Source organism: Paraburkholderia sp. RAU6.4a (assembly GCF_050435625.1).
Taxonomy (GTDB): Bacteria; Pseudomonadota; Gammaproteobacteria; order Burkholderiales; family Burkholderiaceae; genus Paraburkholderia; species Paraburkholderia tuberum.
Genome location: NZ_JBNDKQ010000001.1, coordinates 1,006,244 through 1,025,814 on the forward strand (window position 1 = coordinate 1,006,244; position 19,571 = coordinate 1,025,814).

Here is a 19,571-nt window from a genome sequence, read left to right on the forward strand (position 1 = left end):
GGGAGACGAAGCATGCTGCAGGATGCAGAGCAGCCGTTCTTTCAGATGTCTGGCGTGTCGAAAAGCTACGGCGGCGCCGTCGCGCTGGATCACGCTGAGCTCACAGTGCGCAGGGGCCGCATTCACGCGATCCTCGGCGAGAACGGCGCGGGCAAGTCCACGTTGCTGAAGGTGATGTCCGGCGTCGTAAAGCCGGACGAGGGCACGATGCACTTCGATGGCCGGCAGGTCTCGTTCGCGTCGCCGGCCGAGGCGAACGCGGCCGGCATCGTCTGCGTGTATCAGGAGCTGTCGCTGATCCCCGACTTGAGCGTGGCGGACAACATCTTCGCTTCGCACCCGCCGCGACGTTTCGGCATGATCGACCGCCGGGCCCAGCGCCTCCAGGCCGAGGAGGCGCTCGCCCGGGCGGGCGCCGCCGACATCAATCCGCTTGCGAAGGTCCGGGACCTGCCGCTGTCGCGCCAGCAGATGGTCGAGCTCGCGAAGGGGCTGGCACACGCGCCGCGCATTCTGATCCTCGACGAAGCCACCTCAGCGCTGACTGCGGCCGACGTCGCGCGCGTGATCGAGGTGCTCAAGCGCCTGCGCGAAGAGGGGCTCGCGCTGCTGTTCATCTCGCACCGGATGCACGAGGTGAAGGCGCTCGCGGACGAATGCACGGTCTACCGGAACGGTCGTCATGTGATGAGCTTCGAGGCGGGCAAGCGCTCCGACAACGAGGTCGTCGAAATGATGATCGGCCGCAAGTACCAGCATGCGTTTCCGGCCCAAACCCGCCGGCGACCGCAGTGCCGCTCCGGTTCTCGCCTGCCGGGATCTCGCGTGGAACGACACGTTGCAAGGCATCAGCTTTTCATTGCAGCCCGGTGAAATCCTCGGACTGGGCGGCCTCGACGGACAAGGCCAGCGCGAACTGCTGCTGGCGCTGTTCGGCGTGTTGCGCGGGTGCGCCGGCAAGATCGAGATCGACGGCAAAGCCGTGTCGATCGGCAGTCCGTTGGCCGCGCGCGCCAACGGCATCGGTATGGCGCTGATACCGGAGGACCGCAAGACCGAAGGCCTGATGCTGCCGATGTCGGTACGCGAGAACCTGTCGTTTGCCGCGCTCGATCGCATGTCCACCGCCGGCGTAATCGATCGCGACCGCCAGCAGTCGCTCGTCGACCGGATGATGGAGCTGCTTGCGATCAAGTCGTTCAGCGTCGACGCGCCCGTGAGCTCGCTGTCGGGCGGCAACCAGCAGAAGGTGGTCATCGCGAAGTGGCTGATCCGGCAGCCGAGGATCCTGCTGCTCAGCGACCCGACGCGCGGTATCGACGTCGGCACCAAGCAGGAGCTCTATCAGCTGCTCAGGCGCCTCGCCGACGAAGGCGCCTCGATCTTGTTCTATTCGACCGACTACGACGAGCTGATCGGCTGCTGTGACCGCGTGCTCGTGCTGTACGAAGGCAGGATCAAGAAGGAACTCGTCGGCTCGGCGATCACCGAGCAGAACCTGATTGCCAGCGCACTGGACCTGCCCGTCGGACAGATTTCGCCTTCCACGGGAGTCGCGCTATGAGCGGGTTGCGTTACTGGTATGCGGAAAATCGCGGGGCCGTGTTCGCGTTCGGCCTGTTCGTGCTGATGTTCGCGATCTACCTGGTCAACTATCCGTCGGCGTTGTCGGCCAACGTGTTTCAGACGGCAGCGAACAAGGCGGTGCTGCTCGCGCTCGTCTCGATGGGCCAAGCGCTCGTCGTGCTGACGGCCGGCATCGACCTGTCGATCGGCATGACACTGGTGCTGACGAATTGCATCGGCTCGTGGATCGTCACGGGCGGCACGCTGCACAGCGCGCTCGGCATCGCCGGCGTGCTCGCGGCGGGCGCGCTGTGCGGCGCGCTGAATGCCGTGATCATCATTTTCGGCCGGCTGCAGCCGATCGTGACGACGATCGCGACGGGCGCCGTCTACTACGGCCTGGCGCTGCTGCTGCGCCCCGTGCCCGGCGGCTCGATCAACGAGGACCTCGCCGACGCACTGACCGGCAAGGTCGCCGGCGTCCTGCCGGCGAGCTTGCTGATTCTGCTCGCGGCGACGCTGATCGTCTGGATTCCTTTCAAACGCTCGGCGGTCGGGCGCGCGGCGTACGCGACCGGCTCGTCCGAACCTGCGGCTTTTCTGTCCGGCATGCCGATCCGCCGCGCGAAGTTCGCCAGCTATACGCTGGCCGGCCTGCTCACTGCGATCGGCGGCCTATTCCTGACGTTCTTCACCGACACCGGCGAAGCGAGCCTCGGCAGCGCCAACTCGTACACGCTGTTTTCGATCGCCGCGGTGGTGATAGGCGGCGTGTCGCTGCTCGGCGGCAAGGGCAGCGCGATTGGCGCGATCTTCGGCGCATTCGCGTTCCGCTCGATCGGCGACCTGCTGTTCGTGTTCAACGTCGATGCGCTGTGGCAGCCGCTATTCCAGGGTGTGATTCTTCTGCTCGCTGTCGCGATCGGCGCATGCGGGCTGTTCAGGGTACGCAACCGTCTGGAGTGGTTTCAATGAGCCACGTTTCAGCGACCAGCCGGACCACGTTCGTGTCGAGGCTCGCGCGCAGAATCGACAAACCGATCGTGATCGCGTTCGCGTGCATCGTCGCGCTGCTGCTCGTCGGCGGGATGTATTCGCGCAACTTCACGTCGCCGGAGTACATCCTGCTGCAACTGAAGGTCGGCGCGTTCCTCGGCATCATCGCGACCGGCCTGATGATGGTGATCCTGCTCGGCCACATCGACCTGTCGCTGCCGTGGACCATCACCGTCGGCGCAATGATGGCGTGCGCGGTAGCGGGGCACGGCGAACTCGGACGGATCCTCGCGATACCGGTCGGGATTGGTTGCGGCGTGCTGATCGGCGTCGTCAACGGCATCCTCGTTGCGCTGCTGCGCATTCCGTCGATGATCGCCACGCTCGCGACCAATGCGGTCGCACAGGGCATCATGATCGTCTATACCGGCGGATCGTCGCCGCAGGATTCCGCCCCACAGGTGATGCGATGGCTCGCGGCGGGCTGGCTCGTACCGGGCGTGCCGAATGCCGTCGCGCTATGGCTCGTGATCGGCGGCGCCACGGTGTTCCTGTTGTCGCGTACGACCTTCGGCCGCACGTTGTACGCGATCGGCAATACCGAACGCGCGGCGTATCTGTCCGGCATCAATACGCGGCTCGTGACCGTGGCCGCATTCGCCGTGTGCAGCGCCTTCGCGGCGTTCGGCGGCGTATTGCTCGCCGGTTATGCGTCGAAGGCAGCGCAGTCGATGGGCGATGCCTACCTGTTGCCGGCGATCGCGGCAGTCGTGCTCGGCGGCACATCGATTCTGGGTGGACGAGGTTCATACCTCGGCACCGTGGCTGGCGCGATCCTCATCACGCTGCTGCAGTCGATCCTTTCAGTCGCGCAGATGCCCGAGGCGGGACGTCAGATCATTTACGGCGCGGTGATAGCGGCAATGTTGCTGCTGTATGGGCGCAGCAAGCGGGAAGCGTAGGTTTGAGTCGATCCGCTGGCGCGTCCTCCCGGCCCACCAACGGCAACGGCTCCGAGCCTCTCGACTACCCTGCCAAGCGCAAGCTCATCCATGAGCATCCACCCACGCGCGCGCCCAATCCAGGCCTGCATGGTGGGCTTCCTCCTCGCTATCGAATAGTCCCAGAATGCCTGATGCTTCGATCAGCTTTCCGCCTCGCGTAATGGTTCCGCTCGCCGCATAGCGCTCCGGTTGCAGGATGCCTTCGCCTTCCTGCTGAAGGATGGCATGCCCCCACAACGTGTACCCGTCGTAGTCGATCGTTTCCATTAGCGCACGACCCTCACGGATGCGGCGCGAGTCGTCACTCGAAGCATGTTCGCGCGTGCCTCTGGTGGATTCCAGAGCTCAGCGTAGTCCGATGCGTGCGCGCCCGTGCAAGGCGTCATGATCAGAACCGTGAATCCTGTCTTTTTCAAGATTTCTCCTTTCCAGCGATTTTCTTCAGCGGCTCGTCGCAACTGTCACTTTGTCCGGCACATCCGGCATCCCTACCGAAGCAGGTCGGGAATTCAGGCAAACGCAGCGAGTCAGCTGCGGTGCAGTATGGCCGAGTGTGTCATTCACCGCTTTGAATCCGTTTCGATTGCCGCAGCGCGGAAAAGACGCCTGGGCATTGAGACCTCACTTGCGGGGAGCTATCGCGGAGACTGGTCGTTCGCTCGCCGCGGTCGACGAGCGTTTCGCGCTGGTCGGCGCGGGTTGAAGATGTGACATTGTATCGTCAGCCTGAGGGAGTCCTGATAGTCGCCCCCGATAGCGTCACATCCGCTGTATATGTAAGCCGCGAAACGAGTCGACGAAGGAACGTTTCGTGCGAGCGCTACAGCATCCCTGGTTTCCCGACGGTCAGGCGAATGCACTCTTCCCCCGACAGGGGCACCGCGCCCCGCGCCGCACAAGGTAGTACGCACGCTGCCTCGTCGCAGGCCGCCCGCTCGTGGGCCGCCGATCTGCGGCCGGGGCTGGCAAGTCTCGGCTGCGATAACGATCCCAGCGGTATCGCCACATATTCACTCGCGGGCGCGTGGTACGGCTACGACCTGCTGTGGACCTGCGTGCTGTCGTATCCGTCGATGGTCGCGTTGCAGCTGGTCTCGACGCGTGTCGCCGCCGTCACTGGACATGGCCTGACCGCGAACATGCGCGCGCACTATTCGCCGGTGTTCTTCTATTTGGCGGTGGCGCGGTTCGTGATTGCGAATACGCTGAATATCGCCGTCAATGTGATGGCGATGGCCGCGGTCGTGCAACGCTTCACTCATGGGCCGCTTTGGTTGCTTGCCCTCGCATGCGGTTGCACCTCGATTGCGTTGCAGTGGTTCATTCCCTATGCGCGCTATGCGCAGGTGCTCAAATGGTTGATGCTGCCGATGCTCGCGTATGCCGGCGTGCTGCTGATCGTCGATGTGCCGTGGCACACGGTCGTGCTGCGCTCGCTCGTGCCGCACGTCGAGTGGAAAGAAGATTTCGTCACGATGCTGATGGCCGTACTCGGTACGACGATGAGTCCCTATCTGCTTTTTTCGCAGGCCGAGCAGGAAGCACAGGAAGAACATCGACAGCACGAACAGCACGCGGCGCGAGGCGATCGACGTTCGTCAGAGCAGCTTCGCCGGGCGCGCATGCAGACCTTGACGCGCACCGCGCTATCAAGCGTGGCCGCATTGTGCATCATGATTGCGGCTGCGGCGACGCTGCATGGTGCACAGACGCGGCCCGGCGAGCCCATGGAGCTTTCCAGGGTGCTCGAACCGCTAGTGGATGGCTACGCCGGCACACTGCTGGGGCTTGCACTGATCGGCTCAGCGCTGCTCGCCCTGCCTTCGCTTGGGGGTTCCGCTGCGCAAGCGGTCGCGAGTTCGTTCGACTGGCCCCACGGCCAACGGCGTGATCGGCGCATTGCTGTTCTGCTCGTTGCGCTCGCGGGGCTCGGGACGCTGCTTGGCGTTGCGCTCGGCCTATGGCACGTCGACCCTGTCAAGGCGCTGTACTGGAGCGCCATCGTCAACGGTATGACCATTACGCCCGTGCTGGTGCTTCTGGTGCTGCTGAGTGCGAAACGAGAAGCGGTCGGCGAAATCGTCGCGCACTGGTCGTTACGCGCGCTCTGCTGGCTCGCGACCCTGATCACCGGTGTGGTCGTGGTCGCGCACTTCGTGCTCGAAGTGGCGGAGCGCGTGTCCTGGTGAACCCCTCACGCCCGATTTGCACCGCAGACGTGCAGGCTACCTCACGCTTTTGAGATGTTCAGCGAGGCGAGCGAACATCGCGTCACACCATCGGTATGCCCGGACAGCCCGATGCCACCACGCTCTCGCGGACCGATCGTGGCGAACAGGTTGGCCTTGGTACGCTCGGCGTTATGGAACAGCTCGCTGTCCACACCTGGATCCGCGAGGTATTGCTGCACGAAGCCGATCAGTTCCAGATTGGAGTCGCGGCTGACAGTCGCAAAACCGATCAGCCGTTCGAGCAGCGCACGGCTCGACAACTCACTCATCGCCGGGCACTCCGTAGCTCGGCGCCGCGGTTGGATTCAACGCGCGTGCGATGTAGTCCCGCATCTGCGGCCGATACGCTTGCCAAAGGGCGGCAAGTTTGCCGATCGGATCGTCGTCGGCCCAATCGACACGCAGATCGACGCTCGGCCAGACGTGTGTATCGACGATCTTCAGAGCCGCCGAATGCACGGGCCCTGCTTCTCCGCCAGCTTCGACGGCCGCATGCATCGCGTGCAGCAGGCGATCGGCGAGCGCGCCTTGTGCGCTCTCGAACGCTTTCACCATCGCGTCGATCACCGGCTTGCCGGCGAGCAGATTGCCCGCTGCCACACACTGATTTCCCGCGACGGCGTGATGCACGCCGAGTGCTTCCTTGCCGGTGAACATCGCGGTCCGCCCCTCACTGTCGACCACCGTCACCTGCCGGTATTCGCTCCATTCGCTCGCGCCTAGCGCCCGTTCGAGCGCCGTATCCGCCGCGATACGCCCACTTTCCAGCAGATCGAGAATCTGCGGCCCGAGCGCGGGCAGCGTCACGTTCTGCGTCGCCACCGCACCGACGCCCGCGCGCGCCCACGGACACCTCGCACCCACCGCAATGCTCGACGAACTGATCGCGATACCGAGCTGACCGGTCTTGCCACAACGTCCGACGATCGAGAATGTCATGGGTAGCTCCTCACGCCTGAGATGGCTTCCAGTTGTCCGGAATCACGGCGATCACGTCGATTTCCATCAGCCATTGCGGCTGGCCGAGCGCGCTGACGCACAGCCCCGTCGAAATCGGATACACGCCCTTCAGCCACTTGCCGACTTCCTGGTACACCGGCTCGCGATAACGAGGATCAGTGATGTAAGTCGTCGTCTTGACGATATGCGACAGGTCGCTGCCGGCTTCCTCGAGAAGTTGCTTGACGTTCTTCATCGCCTGCTCGGCCTGCGCGCCCGGATCGCCGAGACCGACCAGGTTGCCGTCGAAATCCGTACCGACCTGGCCGCGCACATAGACCGTATTGCCCGCGCGAACCGCCTGGCAAAGATCGTTATCGAGCGACTGGTTCGGGTACGTATCCTTCGTATTGAACATGCGGATGCGGGTATGCGTAGGCATCAGTTCACTCCCACTTCTTTGGTCTTCGGCGCGTGCGATTCGTCGCACGCGGTGTCGGTTGGATTCGCGCCGTGCACGCCGCGCGCGTCCTGCCGACGCTGCGACGCGTCGCGATACGCGAGGTATTTGCGCTGCGTGACGATGTGATCGGCGATGTGCTTTGCGTCGTGCCAGACGCCCCAGATAAACGACGACGCGCGCCGCGACAACCACGGCAAGCCGAGGAAATACACGCCGGGTTCCTTCGATACACCGCGCTGATGCTGCGGCTTGCCCGTATCGTCGAATGCGTTCACGTGCAGCCAGCTGAAATCGACGGCATAGCCGGTGGCCCAAATGATCGTGCTCACACCCGCCTTCTTAAGATCCAGTTCCGGGAGCGGATGCGTCACGCACTCCGGGTCTGGTGGAATCAGGCGTGCGTCGGGGTCTTGCGGCAGGTCCACGCCGTTGCGCTCGACGTAGTCGTCGGCCGCGTCCAGTAGCGACATCAGGTTTTCGTCGCCACGCTTCAGATTGGCGGCGAGGTCCTGTTCGAAGGTCGCAACGCCATTCGTGAACGATTTCGTCGTGCCGACCAGCGTCATGCCCTGATGAGCGAGCCTGCGAAAATCGATGGTCTGGCCGCCGTACGCGCCGCTGACGGCAATGGTCACATGCTCGCGTCCCGGCACGGCGACTTCCTTGTCCCATTCGCCGAGTACACCCAGCCACCAGCAGAAATCGCGACCGCGATAGGCGCGCGGCGGACGGTCATGCGCACCGACGGACAGATAAACCTTGCGGCCCGCGCGTTGCAGTTCGTCCGCGATCTGCACGCCGGACGAACCCGCGCCAACCACGAGCACCGCCCCTTCGGGCAGCTGCGCCGGGTTCCGATAGTGGGCCGAATGAAGCTGCGTGATCTCGACGTCCTGTGGCGCGATGGGGGGAATGACGGGCCGCTGGAACGGCCCCGTCGCAACGACCACGCGACGGGCTTCGATCGTGCCATTGGACGTTGCGACCGTAAATCCTGCCCGGCCCTTCAGACGCTCGACGCTCGTGACTTCGACGCCCGTGCGGATCGGCGCATCGAACTTGCGCGCATAGGCCTCGAAGTAATCGGCGACCTGATCCTTGGCGGCGAACCCATCAGGATCGAGTCCTTCGAACTCCATGTTAGGGAAGCGGTCGTGCCAGGCGGGACCATTGGCGACCAGTGAATCCCAGCGGCAGGTACGCCAGCGTTCGGCAATGCGGTCGCGCTCCAGCACGAGATGGGGTACGCCGAGTTTGCTCAGGTGTTCGCTCATTGCCACGCCAGCCTGACCCGCGCCTATGACCAGCGTGTCGATCGACAATTGTTCAGCCGACATGGCCTTCTCCTTCTGAAAAGCGCTCTGGATTCAGGTCACTCTCTCTCTTCGGTCGGACAGAATGTACGCCGCGCGGCGGGCAACAAAAACTATATTTTAAAAATGCTTTGCATCGTTTTTCGCTATGCAATCGACAATTGGCGAGCGACAATCGGTTCGACCGAACACGGAGCAACTGATGGACGGCAACTCGATACGCTACTCGTTGCGTCAGCTCAGGTATTTTGTCGTCACGGCCGAGACGCTTTCGTTCACCGCCGCGGCAAAGCGCCTGCACATTTCGCAGCCGTCTATCTCGACGTCGCTCGCGGATCTGGAGGAATCGTTCGGCGTCCAACTGTTCATCCGCCATCACGCCAGCGGGCTGTCGCTCACGCAACCGGGCCGCGATCTGCTCGGCCACGCTCGCAATCTGCTTCAGAACGCCGAAGAATTGCAGCTGACCGCGAAGGAAATCGATGGCGGCATGTCGGGCTCCATCTCGCTGGGCTGCATGGTGTCGCTGGCCCCGCCGCTGATGCCAGGCATCATCAGCCGCTTCGTGCGGGACTATCCGGCGGTCACCTTCCGTACGACGGAAGCGCATCAGGACACGCTTTTGAGCGGCCTGCGCGACGGCTCGCTCGATATCGCGCTGACCTACAGCCTCGATATCGCCGATGGAATCGCGTTTACCCCGCTGCTTTCGCTGCCACCGTATGTCATCCTGCCTAAAACACACAGGCTTGCACGGGCTCGCAAAGTGTCGCTGGCCGATCTGCTGCCCGAGCCCTATGTGATGCTGGACCTTCCGCATAGCCGCGAGTACTTCTCCGCGCTGTTCGACGCAGTCGGCAGCCGCCCGACCGCGGCTTTCCGGTCGTCACAGCCTGAAGTGGTGCGTGGCATGGTTGCCAACGGCTTGGGTTACAGCATACTCAACTTCCCGCTGAAGTCGACCCGGACAGTGGACGGCGAAGACTTCGTGATTAAACATTTCAAGGAAAGCGTCAATGCGACGACGCTTGGCATCGCACTATCGGGCGCCGTCAAGCCGCGCGAGGTTGTGAAGCGCTTCTCGGCATTCTGTGAAACGTATATTCGGCGCCTCCACATCGGTTAGCGGTCCCGAAAGCCTCTCGGCATAGGCTTGAGCTATGCACTGCATGCAAAAACAATATTTTACCTAGCAATTTGGATTGTTAGATTGGTGCTCATCGGATGCACACACTGATGGGGGGCCCCCTATGTCAGCCATTCTTCAGTCGACGGACACTGAGCTCGACATCGTTCGCGCCCTGCGCGAGAACTGCGAGCGTCCGTTCGGGGATGCGCACGCAATGCCGCCGGCCGTCTACACGTCGGAGGCGTTTCTCGCGCTCGAACGGCGCGACGTGTTTCGCAACGAGTGGTTGTGCGTGGGCCGCGCGAGCGCGCTCGCACAGTGCGGCGACTATCTGACCGCGCAAATCGACGACCAGCCGGTGTTCGTGCTGCGCGATGCGAGCGGTGCGTTGCGCGCATTCTCGAATGTTTGCCTGCACCGGATGTCGGTATTGCTTGAAGGGCGCGGCAACGTGCGCCGGATCGTGTGCCCCTATCACGCATGGAACTACACGCTCGATGGTTCGCTCGCGGGCGCGCCGTTGATGGATCGGCAGCCGGGCTTTTGCAAGGAACAATACAAGCTGCCTGCCGTGCGCTGCGAGACGTGGCAAGGCTGGATCTACGTAACGCTCAACGCGCATGCGCCTTCGGTGGAATCACATTTGTCCGGGCTGACGAAGCTGATCGAGCCGTACGGCATGAGCGACTACGTCGAGACCTTCCACGAAGAGCACGTGTGGGACACCAACTGGAAGATCCTCGCGGAAAATTTCATGGAGAGCTACCACTTGCCGATGCTGCATCGCGCAACGGTCGGGCCGCACTCGAAGCTCGAAGAAATGGAATGTCCGCCGGGCTTGCCCGCGTTCAACTATCACTGGATCACCAAGGAAGCGTCGCTGCCGATCGGCAACGCGCATCCCAGCAATACACGTCTGCAAGGGCACTGGCGCCGTACCACCGCGCTGCTGGCGATCTACCCGACACACCTGATCACGCTGACGCCCGGCTACTTCTGGTATCTGATCCTGCAGCCGCGGGGCGTCGGCCGCGTGCATATCCGCTTCGGCGGCGGCCTCGCACCGGATTTCGTCGACGATCCGCGGGCCGCCGATTACATGGCTACGCTGAAGACGCTGCTCGACGAAGTCAACGCCGAGGACCGGCGCGGCGTCGAGGCCGTGTTTCGCGGCGTGCACGCGCCACTCGCGAAGCCTGGCCATCTGAGCCCTCTGGAACGGCCGAATTACGACTTCGCCCGCTATCTGGCGGGACGCCTGGGCGCGAAGTGATTCGCCGCCCCACGTGGACCGCCAACACTCTGCCGAGTTACTCATGTCAAGCCACCCATTTATTTCGTTCGACGGCGTCAGCAAGTCATACGACGGCGTGCATAGCGTCGTCGAGGGACTCGATCTCGATGTCGCGCACGGTGAATTCGTTTCGCTGCTCGGTCCGTCCGGTTCCGGCAAGACCACGACACTGATGATGCTCGCGGGATTCGAAGCGCCGACGCGCGGTGAAATCCGCCTCGGCGGCAAGCGTCTGGACGACAAGCCGCCGCATCGGCGCGATATTGGCATGGTGTTTCAGAACTATGCGCTGTTCCCGCACATGACGATTGCCGAGAACGTCGCGTTTCCGCTGTCGGTGCGCAAGATAAGCCGTAGCGAACAGAAAACGCGCGTGACGCGCGTGCTGGACATGGTGGAGTTATCGCATCTGGCGGGGCGGCGTCCGTCGCAACTGTCCGGTGGTCAGCAGCAGCGCGTTGCGCTTGCCCGCGCGCTGGTTTTCGAGCCGAGCGTGGTGCTGATGGACGAGCCGCTTGGCGCGCTCGACAAGCGCCTGCGTGAAACCATGCAATACGAAATCATGCGGCTGCATCGCGAACTGTCGCTGACGATCGTCTACGTGACCCACGACCAGAACGAAGCGTTGACGATGTCGGACCGCGTCGCCGTGTTTTCCGATGGACGCATCCAGCAGGCCGCCGCACCGACCGAACTCTACGAAAACGCAGCGAATGCGTTCGTTGCCAATTTCGTCGGCGAGAACAATGGACTGACCGGTCGCGTCGATTCCGACGGCGGGGAATGGGCTGCGATGCAGCTGGCCGACGGCAGCACTGTGCGCGGACGCCCAGGCGCGGGGCTCGCGTCGGGCGACACGGCGGTGCTGGCGCTGCGTCCCGAGCGCGCGCACATCGCGGCGACGCCGGACGCCGTGCAGGAAGCGACCCGGCAGAACATGAACATCGTGCACGCGCTTGTCGAGGAACTCGTTTACTGCGGCGATCATCATCGCGTGCATCTGAAGCTCGGCCATGGCGAAAGCATGGTCGTCAAGCTGCCGAACACACAGCACCATGACCTGCCCGCGCTCGGCCGTCAGACCGCCGTGACCTGGCGACGCGACGACTGCAAGGTGCTGCCAGCAATGGCGGCCGCGCCGCAATCCGCCGCCGCGTCCGGCGGCGCCGACTATTCCACTGTTGCCGTTCCCTCGTCCGCCTCGCCACTTATCGCAGGAGCCAACTAGAAATGAAGACCACACTCTCGTTATTCCGGACCACATTCGCGGCGTGCGCGCTCGGGGTGTTTGCCACGGCCACGGTTCACGCGGCCGAAACGATTTCCGTCGTCACCTTTGGCGGTGCGTATGAAGCTGCCGCGAAAAAGGCATGGTTCGAACCGTTCACTGCGAAAACCGGCGACCAGTTCTCCACCGAGTCCTACGATGGCGGCCTCGCCAAACTGCAAGCGATGGAACAGTCGAAGAACCCGACCTGGGATCTGATCGACCTCGAAACCAACGACGCAATCACCGCGTGCGACGAAGGCCTCATCGCCAAGTTCGACAAGAAGTTGCTCGGCAACACCAGTGACTTCCTGCCGGGCTCGATCAGTGATTGCGCCGTCGCGGCGATGGTATGGTCCACCGTCTATGCGTATGACACCAGCAAGCTGAAATCTGCGCCTACTACCATCAACGACTTCTTCGACCTCAACAAGTACCCGGGCAAGCGCGGCATGCGCAAGTCGCCGAAGGTCGCGATGGAATGGGCCTTAATCGCCGATGGCGTTGCACCCAAGGACGTGTACAAGACCCTCTCCACGCCGGCTGGCGTCGACCGCGCGTTCAAGAAGCTCGACACGATCAAGCCGAGCATCGTCTGGTGGGAGGCGGGTGCGCAGGCGCCGCAACTGCTCGCCGACGGCGCGGTCGTCATGACGCAGGCGTACAACGGCCGCATCGACGACGCCGTGCACAAGGACAAGAAGCCCTTCAAGATCGTCTGGGATGCACAGGTGTACGACTACGAATGGTGGGCCGTGGTCAACGGCGCGAAGCATGCCGACGCGGCGCGGAAGTTCATCGTCGCATCCTCGACACCGCAGGCCTATGCGGACCTGTCGAAGTACATCGCGTACGCGCCGCCGCGCAAGGACGCCATTCCGCTGATCGACAAGGCGCGTCTGAACGATCTGCCGACAGCGCCGGAGAACTTCAAACGCCCGCTGCAAATCAACGCGACGTTCTGGGCCGACAACGCGGATGCGATCAACAAGCGGTTCCAGAACTGGCTGGCGCAGTAGCGCCAGATCGAACGAACGTCACCCGGGAGATCGAGCACGATGAACACGCAGCTGCCATCCACCGCCCCTTTTGGCCGCGGCCCGCAGGCCGCGAACCGCGAGTCGTTTCGCGCCGCGCGCCGCAAGGCCGCGCTGCGCGCGTTGCTGCTGGCTTTGCCGTTGCTCATCTTTCTGCTGGTGACGTTCGTCGCGCCGATCGCGAGCCTGCTCGCGCGCAGCGTGCGAAACCCTGAAGTGCGCGCCGGCATGCCGCAATTGAGCACGGCGTTGGCCGGATGGGACGGTGCGGGCGTACCCGGCGAACCGGCCTTTGCCGCACTCGCGCACGACCTGAAGGACGCCAGCGAATCCGGCCAGCTCGGCAATATCGCGCGACGCATGAACTTCTCTCAACCAGAGTTCCGCAGCCTGCTGTTCAAGACGGCGCGTGCCACACGTTCGCAAACGCCCGCGCAATGGAAGCCCGCCCTGATCGATCTGGATGAACGCTGGAACACACCGGAAACCTGGCGGCTCCTCAAGCGTGCGTCGATCTCGCCCACGCCCGACTATTTGCTGAACGCCGTCGACGCGCAAGTCGCGCCCGATGGCTCGGTGACGTCCGTCGCGGCGGACAGCGCCATCTTCCGCGCGGCCTTCGGACGCACGGTCACGATCAGTGCGACGGTCACGCTGCTGTGCCTGGTGCTGGGTTATCCCGTGGCGTATCTGCTCGCGACATTGCCGGAGGACCAGAGCAACCGGCTGATCCTCTTCGTGATCGTACCGTTCTGGACCTCGCTGCTGGTGCGGACCACCGCGTGGTATGTGCTGCTGCAACCAGGTGGTGTAATCAACGGCGCGTTGCTCCGCTTTGGGCTCATCAATCATCCGTTACCGCTTATTTTCAATCGCACGGGTGTGTTGATCGGCATGACGCACATCCTGCTGCCATACATGATCCTCGCGATCTTTTCGGTGATGAAAGGTGTCCCGCCCGTGTACATGCGGGCGGCGAAATCCCTCGGCGCGCATCCGGCTGTGGCCTTCGTGCGAGTGTATATTCCGCAAACGCTGCCGGGTGTCGGCGCGGGATGTTTTCTCGTGTTCGTGCTCGCGCTCGGTTATTACATCACCCCCGCCCTGCTAGGCGGCGCCGGCGACGAAATGATCAGCCAGCTGATCGCGTCGCAGACCAACGATCAGCTCAACTGGGGACTCGCGGGTGCGTTGTCGTGCTATCTGATCGCATTCACGGCGGTGTTCTATTTCATCTTCAACCGGCTGGTCGGTATCGACCGCTTGCGCTTCGGCTAACGCGCCGCGCAACCGACGCTAATGGGTTGTCGCTCCTTCGTATGGTTGATCAACAGGCAGACTCAGATGAAAGACGGACGAACCCGGCTACTCTCGGAACGCATCGCGGGCGCGGGACTACGCGTGCATTGCACGCTCATTTTCTTTTTCCTCGTCGCGCCGATCCTCGCGATCGTGCCGCTGTCGTTCAACTCCGGCTCATTCTTCTCGTACCCGATGCAGGGCTTCTCGCTGCGCTGGTACGCGCAGGCGCTGAGTTCGCCGGACTGGCAACGCGCGTTGGCGAACAGCATCGGCATCGGCGCGGCGTCGACGCTGATCGCGACGGTGCTCGGCACGCTCGCCGCGCTCGGCTTGAGCCGCACGCAGTTTCCTTACCGCTCGATCATCATGCCGATCATCGTGTCGCCGATGATCGTGCCTATCGTTGTCGTCGCGGCAGGGTTTTATCTGGTCTTTTCGCCGCTCGGCCTGGTCAATTCGTATCTCGGCGTCGTGCTTGCGCATGCCGCGCTCGGTACGCCCTTCGTGGTGATCACCGTGACGGCTTCGCTTCTTTCGTTCGATCAAAGCCTGCTTCGGGCTGCCTCGGGGCTGGGCGCGCAGCCGTGGGTCGCGTTTCGTCGCGTCACGCTCCCGCTGATCACGCCCGCCGTCGCAACGGGCAGTGTGTTCGCATTCGCGACGTCGTTCGACGAAGTGATCGTCATTCTGTTCATTGGCGGCCCCGAGCAGCGCACCGTGCCGCGGCAGATGTGGAGTGGCATCCGTGACCAGATCGACCCGTCGATCCTTGCCGTGGCCACACTGCTGATGGCGTTCGCCATCGCCCTGTTCGCCTGCATGAACTGGTTGCGCAAGCGCGCAGCGGCGGCCAGCCGCTCGTTTGGCTGAGCCGGCTGTTGTGCCAGCGTGATGCCGTGGACATGCGACTTGACGACCTCCCTGTAACCGTCGACCGTTGCCAGCCTCGTTGCGGCAAAGCCGGAACCCTTGGCGCGGTCCGTCCTTGGCCGTTAGTTGCGCTTTTAAAAAGAAAAATATTGAGCGCCTGACTGTGTGGCGATATGCTTCGCATCGCCGCTCAACCACATGCAACGACCGAGGGTCGCGAAGGAAACGACAACATGCGATTGCGACGCATCACCGCACGACGCTCACCAGTGCATGGCATGGGACTGTTTGCCCTGCAGCCGATCGCCCCGGGCGAACGGGTGATCGAGTACAAGGGGGAAGTGACCAGCTGGCGGCGCGCCGCCGCCCGTCAGCGAGCCGACGCGGGCCACACCTTCGTGTTTGGGCTGTCCAGCGGACGAGTGATCGACGGCAGCCGCGGCGGCAACAGCGCCCGCTTTCTGAACCATGCGTGCGCCCCCAACTGCGAGGCCATCGAGACGGGCGACCGGGTGTTCATTCATGCGCTCGCCACGATCGCACCCGGGGAGGAGCTTTTCATCAATTACGGTCTGTCAGTGGACGGCGCGGTCACCGACGACATTCGCGCCCAGTACGCGTGTCATTGCGGCGCGCCGGCATGTCGTCGAACCATGCTGGGAAATGACGGACAGTCGTCGTAGTCCTGCCGCCGCGCAGACGCTTCGATGAGCGATTCCTGCGGCGGTTCATCCAACGCGCCTGCCGCGTCTGTGGTCCGCGTCGATGTCTGGAACATGGCCTCGGCGTCGATCGCCGCATGGTCGCCCCGTCGCGCCGCGTCGCATTTCAAGGTACAACGTCACAGCGCGAACAGCCGCCCAAGATGAGGCTCGCAATCTCCCACGCCGGCGAGCCGCAACGCGTGCCACGCCATCGCGTAGTTGCTCGATATCACCGGCTTGCCGATCGCCCCCTCCAGCTCCGGAATCAACCCGGCGATGCGCAAGCTCGTGCACGATACGAAAATCGCGTCCACGTCACGATTGCGCGCAAGTCGCTCAACACCAGTTCGCAATGACGCCGCATCGATCCGCGCCACTTCGTTATCGTTCGCATGCTCGAACGACGCCACGCGCGTAATGCCGTGACCGCGCGACTCGATATAGTCGCGCATGTATTCGTTGATCGAACGCACATAGGGAGTAAGCAGGGCCGTACGTTGGACGCCAAGTGCGCGAAGCGCCGCCAGCGCCGCGGTGATCGGCGTAGTGCACGCGGCGTCCGCACGCGCTTCGCGAATCCGCGCGAACACCTTTTCCTCCCCAATCACCATCGACGCGGACGTGCAGCCAAACGCCACCACATCGATACGCTCGGCCGGACGGATCAGCGCGACCGCCGGTGCAATACGGTCCTCCATTTCCGCTAGCCGTTCGGGCGTGATGTCCGCCGAGTTATACACACGGCTTTCGTAGAACGCCACGCCGTCCTGCGTCAGCAAGCCCCGCCACTCATGCTCGATCGTATGATCGGTGGCGAGCACCACGAGCCCAATCGCGGCACGACGGCCGATGCCGTCGTCCAGCGTGAAATCGAGCTTCGTGTACACGTCGTCATGCGGTGCAATCGCACTCATTTCGGAGTCGTCCTGTCATGTCGCGTTCGGGCTCGCGAGTCTCTGTCGTCACTGCCTCTTAAAGGTAGGGGATTGCCGGCGCCTTTGTGTAATGGTTTATACGCAAATACCCTATACCGTCCAACGCACACCGGCTTCTATCATGAAAGAAGCGCTTTAGTGTCAGCGCTCCGGTGAAACCAGCAGTCACGCCGTTGACCTGGTGGGTATGAATCACACGCAATCGCCCCATTTCCGTCCGCTTTCCGATGTCACCGGTATACCCGTGTGGCGGATCGTCCGATCCCTCTCACAATAAGGAGTCTCTAACATGTTTGCTCAGACGATTGGCTGGTCCGGTGCAAAGCGGGGCTCGCGGCAAACGGCCTTTGCGGGCATGGCGGCCGCCGTGGCCCTGCTTGTCGGCATGGCTCCCGGTTCGGCGCTAAGCCAGGGCGCCACCATCAAGATCGGCGTGCCCGTTCCGCTGTCGGGCAGCAGTGCCAATGCCGGCACGGATATTGTCAATGGCGCGAAGCTCGCCGCCGCCAGAATCAACGCGGCCGGTGGCGTGCTCGGCAAGCAGATCGAGCTGGTGCCCGAGGACGACGCCTGTGATGCGCAGACCGCGGTGCAGGCGGCACAGAAACTCGTCGATGCGGGCGTTGTCGCGGTAGCGGGCGGATATTGCTCAAGCGCGGCGCTGCCGGAATCGACAACCTTTCATCGCGCCGGGATTCCCTACGTGCTGGATGCGTCGACGAATCCGCAACTGACCGAGATGGGGTACGACAACGTGTTCCGCACGATCGGCCGTGACGACCAGCAGGGCCCATTCGCGGCAAGCTTCATGAAAGACGTTCTGCACGCGAAGCGCGTGGCGGTGATCGACGACAACACGACCTATTCCAAAGGCCTCGCCCAGAACACCGTGCAAGCCCTGAAGAAGGACGGTGTCGATGTCGTGTACGCCAATTCGATCACGCCCGGACAGATGGACTATTCACCGACGCTCACGCGGGTCTCCTCACTGAAGCCTGACGTGATCTACTACACAGGCTATTTCTCCGAAGCCGGCCTGCTGGTCAAGGAGGCGCGGCAACTGGGTCTGAAAATGACCTTCATGGGCGGCGACGCCACCAATGACCCCACCCTGATGAAGACGGCCGGTCCCGCCGCCGACGGCATGATCATCACGACGGCACCGCTCGCGCAGTTCCTGAGCGGCGCGCACGCCTACGTCGATGACTATACGAAGGCTTACGGGCAAGCGCCGGGACCGTACTCGGTCTATGAATACGACGCTGTCGGAGTCACGGCCAAAGCCATCGCGGACGCAAAATCGGCCCAGCCTGCCGCGATCACCGCGGCTCTGCACAAGATCTCGAACTACCCGGGCGCGACCGGAACGATTGCCTTCAATTCGAAGGGGGACCGCAGTAAAGCTGTGTACATCACCATCATCGTGCACAACGACAAGTTCGAGCCCTACCAGCGGCAGGAAGCGAACGGGCATTGGGTGGCGATGAAGTAGGCGTCATTGCGCGCGCCGCCCCGTCATGAGCGACTTCTTCCAGTTCGTCATCGAAGGGCTGACGACCGGCTCGTTCTATGCCCTCGTCGCCCTCGGCTACACGATGGTCTACGGAATCATCCGGCTGATCAACTTCGCTCATGGCGACCTGTTCATGGTCGGCGCGTTCATCGGCTGGACCGGTCTGATGGTTCTTGCGTCCGCGCATCTGCCGCTCGCCCTGGCGCTGCTGATCGCCCTTGTGGCCGCCATGACGGTCACAGGCGCGCTCGGCCTGCTGATCGAGCGGCTCGCGTATCAGCCGTTGCTGCGCGCGCCGCGGCTGTCGATTCTGATTACGGCGCTGGGCGTCTCGCTGGCGCTGCAAAATGGGGTGCTGCTGATCTACGGCGCGGGCTTTCGCACCTATCCGCACGTGCTGAGCCAGGCCGGCTTCGAACTCCACGGCGTGCAGATCACCTTCGCGCAGATCGGCATCATCGTGACGAGCCTGGCCCTGATGCTGGCACTGTATTTCTTCGTTCACCACACTTTCCTCGGCACCGCGATGCGCGCGCTGGCAATCGATCAGGACGCCGCGCGTCTGATGGGCATCGACGTCGAACGCCTGATCCAGCTCACCTTTCTGCTCGGGTCGGTGCTGGCCGCCGTGGCGGGCGTCATGGAAGGTCTTTACTACACGCAGATCAATTTCTTCATGGGCTTCGTGCTAGGCCTGCGCGCGTTCACCGCCGCCGTGCTTGGCGGCATCGGCAACATCCCGGGCGCGATGGCGGGCGGCATCCTGATTGGCCTGCTCGAAGCCTTCGGCGCGGGCTATGTCTCTTCGCAATGGACCGACGTGTTCGTCTTCGGCGTGCTGATCGCCGTGCTCGTGATCAAGCCGACCGGGCTGTTCGGCGAACGCGTTGTCGAGAGAATGTAGTCCATGAGCGCCAGTCAGGTCTCCGCGCGTTGGGCCAGGCCTCTCGGCGGTGCGCTGCTGGCCGCCGCCGTGGCGCTGCCCGCTGTCGTCAGCAACTATGTCGT

The 19,571-nt window shown here is 63.2% G+C and carries 17 protein-coding genes and 2 pseudogenes; 13 read left to right on the top strand and 6 right to left on the bottom strand.

The features are described 5' to 3' along the window. The first annotated feature begins 12 nt into the window (after positions 1-12). From OKW40_RS04580 to OKW40_RS04590, 3 genes and pseudogenes are all read left to right on the top strand, one after another. Positions 13-1,564, top strand: a pseudogene (locus OKW40_RS04580) (sugar ABC transporter ATP-binding protein). Further along, entirely contained in the window at positions 1,561-2,541 is a 981-nt protein-coding gene (locus tag OKW40_RS04585; protein ID WP_184044775.1) for an ABC transporter permease, read from the top strand. Before OKW40_RS04580 ends, OKW40_RS04585 begins: the two are co-directional and overlap by 4 nt. Then, the gene (locus OKW40_RS04590) at positions 2,538-3,524 is read left to right on the top strand and encodes an ABC transporter permease (RefSeq protein WP_184068473.1); all 987 of its coding nucleotides are present in this window, start codon (positions 2,538-2,540) and stop codon (positions 3,522-3,524) included. The genes OKW40_RS04585 and OKW40_RS04590 overlap by 4 nt, the downstream gene beginning before the upstream one ends. An 84-nt stretch (positions 3,525-3,608) precedes the next feature. Here the strand turns inward: OKW40_RS04590 and OKW40_RS04595 are convergent, their stop codons facing one another. Then, a complete protein-coding gene (locus OKW40_RS04595) occupies positions 3,609-3,833 on the bottom strand; it encodes a hypothetical protein (protein ID WP_018422453.1) in 225 nt (74 codons plus the stop codon). Between the two features lie 587 nt (positions 3,834-4,420). On the opposite strand from OKW40_RS04595, the gene OKW40_RS04600 reads away from it, so the two are divergent. Next, positions 4,421-5,755, top strand: a complete 1,335-nt coding sequence (locus OKW40_RS04600) for an NRAMP family divalent metal transporter (RefSeq protein WP_429488427.1) — start codon at positions 4,421-4,423, stop codon at positions 5,753-5,755. Between the two features lie 83 nt (positions 5,756-5,838). On the opposite strand, the pseudogene OKW40_RS04605 reads toward OKW40_RS04600, so the two are convergent. The 4 genes and pseudogenes from OKW40_RS04605 to OKW40_RS04620 form a co-directional block, all read right to left on the bottom strand. After that, positions 5,839-6,066, bottom strand: a pseudogene (locus OKW40_RS04605) (acetylornithine deacetylase); the annotation flags it as partial. Continuing rightward, positions 6,059-6,736 carry a DUF1028 domain-containing protein gene (locus OKW40_RS04610; RefSeq protein ID WP_429488429.1) on the bottom strand — a complete coding sequence of 226 codons (678 nt, stop codon included), beginning with the start codon at positions 6,734-6,736 and terminating at the stop codon, positions 6,059-6,061. The pseudogene OKW40_RS04605 and the gene OKW40_RS04610, both read right to left, overlap by 8 nt. 10 nt (positions 6,737-6,746) lie before the next feature. After that, positions 6,747-7,178 carry a RidA family protein gene (locus OKW40_RS04615; protein WP_184068482.1) on the bottom strand — a complete coding sequence of 144 codons (432 nt, stop codon included), beginning with the start codon at positions 7,176-7,178 and terminating at the stop codon, positions 6,747-6,749. Then, on the bottom strand, positions 7,178-8,536 hold the full coding sequence (locus tag OKW40_RS04620) for a flavin-containing monooxygenase (RefSeq protein ID WP_429488431.1): 1,359 nt from the start codon (positions 8,534-8,536) through the stop codon (positions 7,178-7,180). Before OKW40_RS04620 ends, OKW40_RS04615 begins: the two co-directional genes overlap by 1 nt. Before the next feature lie 178 nt (positions 8,537-8,714). Between OKW40_RS04620 and OKW40_RS04625 the strand changes: the two genes are divergently transcribed. The 7 genes from OKW40_RS04625 to OKW40_RS04655 all read left to right on the top strand — a co-directional run bounded on the left by OKW40_RS04625 (position 8,715) and on the right by OKW40_RS04655 (position 16,094). Next, positions 8,715-9,638, top strand: a complete 924-nt coding sequence (locus OKW40_RS04625; RefSeq protein WP_090811864.1) for a LysR family transcriptional regulator — start codon at positions 8,715-8,717, stop codon at positions 9,636-9,638. 124 nt (positions 9,639-9,762) lie between these two features. After that, positions 9,763-10,914, top strand: coding sequence for an SRPBCC family protein (locus tag OKW40_RS04630; protein WP_429488434.1), 1,152 nt, complete (start codon positions 9,763-9,765; stop codon positions 10,912-10,914). Positions 10,915-10,957: 43 nt separating this feature from the next. Continuing rightward, positions 10,958-12,163 carry an ABC transporter ATP-binding protein gene (locus OKW40_RS04635; protein ID WP_429488436.1) on the top strand — a complete coding sequence of 402 codons (1,206 nt, stop codon included), beginning with the start codon at positions 10,958-10,960 and terminating at the stop codon, positions 12,161-12,163. 2 nt (positions 12,164-12,165) lie between these two features. After that, positions 12,166-13,221 carry an ABC transporter substrate-binding protein gene (locus OKW40_RS04640; protein WP_429488438.1) on the top strand — a complete coding sequence of 352 codons (1,056 nt, stop codon included), beginning with the start codon at positions 12,166-12,168 and terminating at the stop codon, positions 13,219-13,221. 39 nt (positions 13,222-13,260) lie between these two features. After that, positions 13,261-14,517, top strand: a complete 1,257-nt coding sequence (locus OKW40_RS04645; protein WP_184068497.1) for an ABC transporter permease — start codon at positions 13,261-13,263, stop codon at positions 14,515-14,517. Positions 14,518-14,583: 66 nt separating this feature from the next. Next, on the top strand, positions 14,584-15,411 hold the full coding sequence (locus OKW40_RS04650) for an ABC transporter permease (protein ID WP_429488440.1): 828 nt from the start codon (positions 14,584-14,586) through the stop codon (positions 15,409-15,411). 233 nt (positions 15,412-15,644) lie between these two features. Further along, a complete protein-coding gene (locus OKW40_RS04655; RefSeq protein WP_090811862.1) occupies positions 15,645-16,094 on the top strand; it encodes an SET domain-containing protein in 450 nt (149 codons plus the stop codon). A gap of 158 nt (positions 16,095-16,252) precedes the next feature. Here OKW40_RS04655 and OKW40_RS04660 read toward each other — a convergent pair whose 3' ends face one another. Beyond that, positions 16,253-17,029, bottom strand: a complete 777-nt coding sequence (locus OKW40_RS04660; protein ID WP_429488442.1) for a maleate cis-trans isomerase family protein — start codon at positions 17,027-17,029, stop codon at positions 16,253-16,255. Between the two features lie 376 nt (positions 17,030-17,405). On the opposite strand from OKW40_RS04660, the gene OKW40_RS04665 reads away from it, so the two are divergent. Next, positions 17,406-18,542, top strand: a complete 1,137-nt coding sequence (locus OKW40_RS04665; RefSeq protein ID WP_429488444.1) for a branched-chain amino acid ABC transporter substrate-binding protein — start codon at positions 17,406-17,408, stop codon at positions 18,540-18,542. Between the two features lie 25 nt (positions 18,543-18,567). Continuing rightward, a complete protein-coding gene (locus OKW40_RS04670) occupies positions 18,568-19,467 on the top strand; it encodes a branched-chain amino acid ABC transporter permease (RefSeq protein ID WP_018422469.1) in 900 nt (299 codons plus the stop codon). The last annotated feature ends 104 nt before the right edge of the window (positions 19,468-19,571 follow it).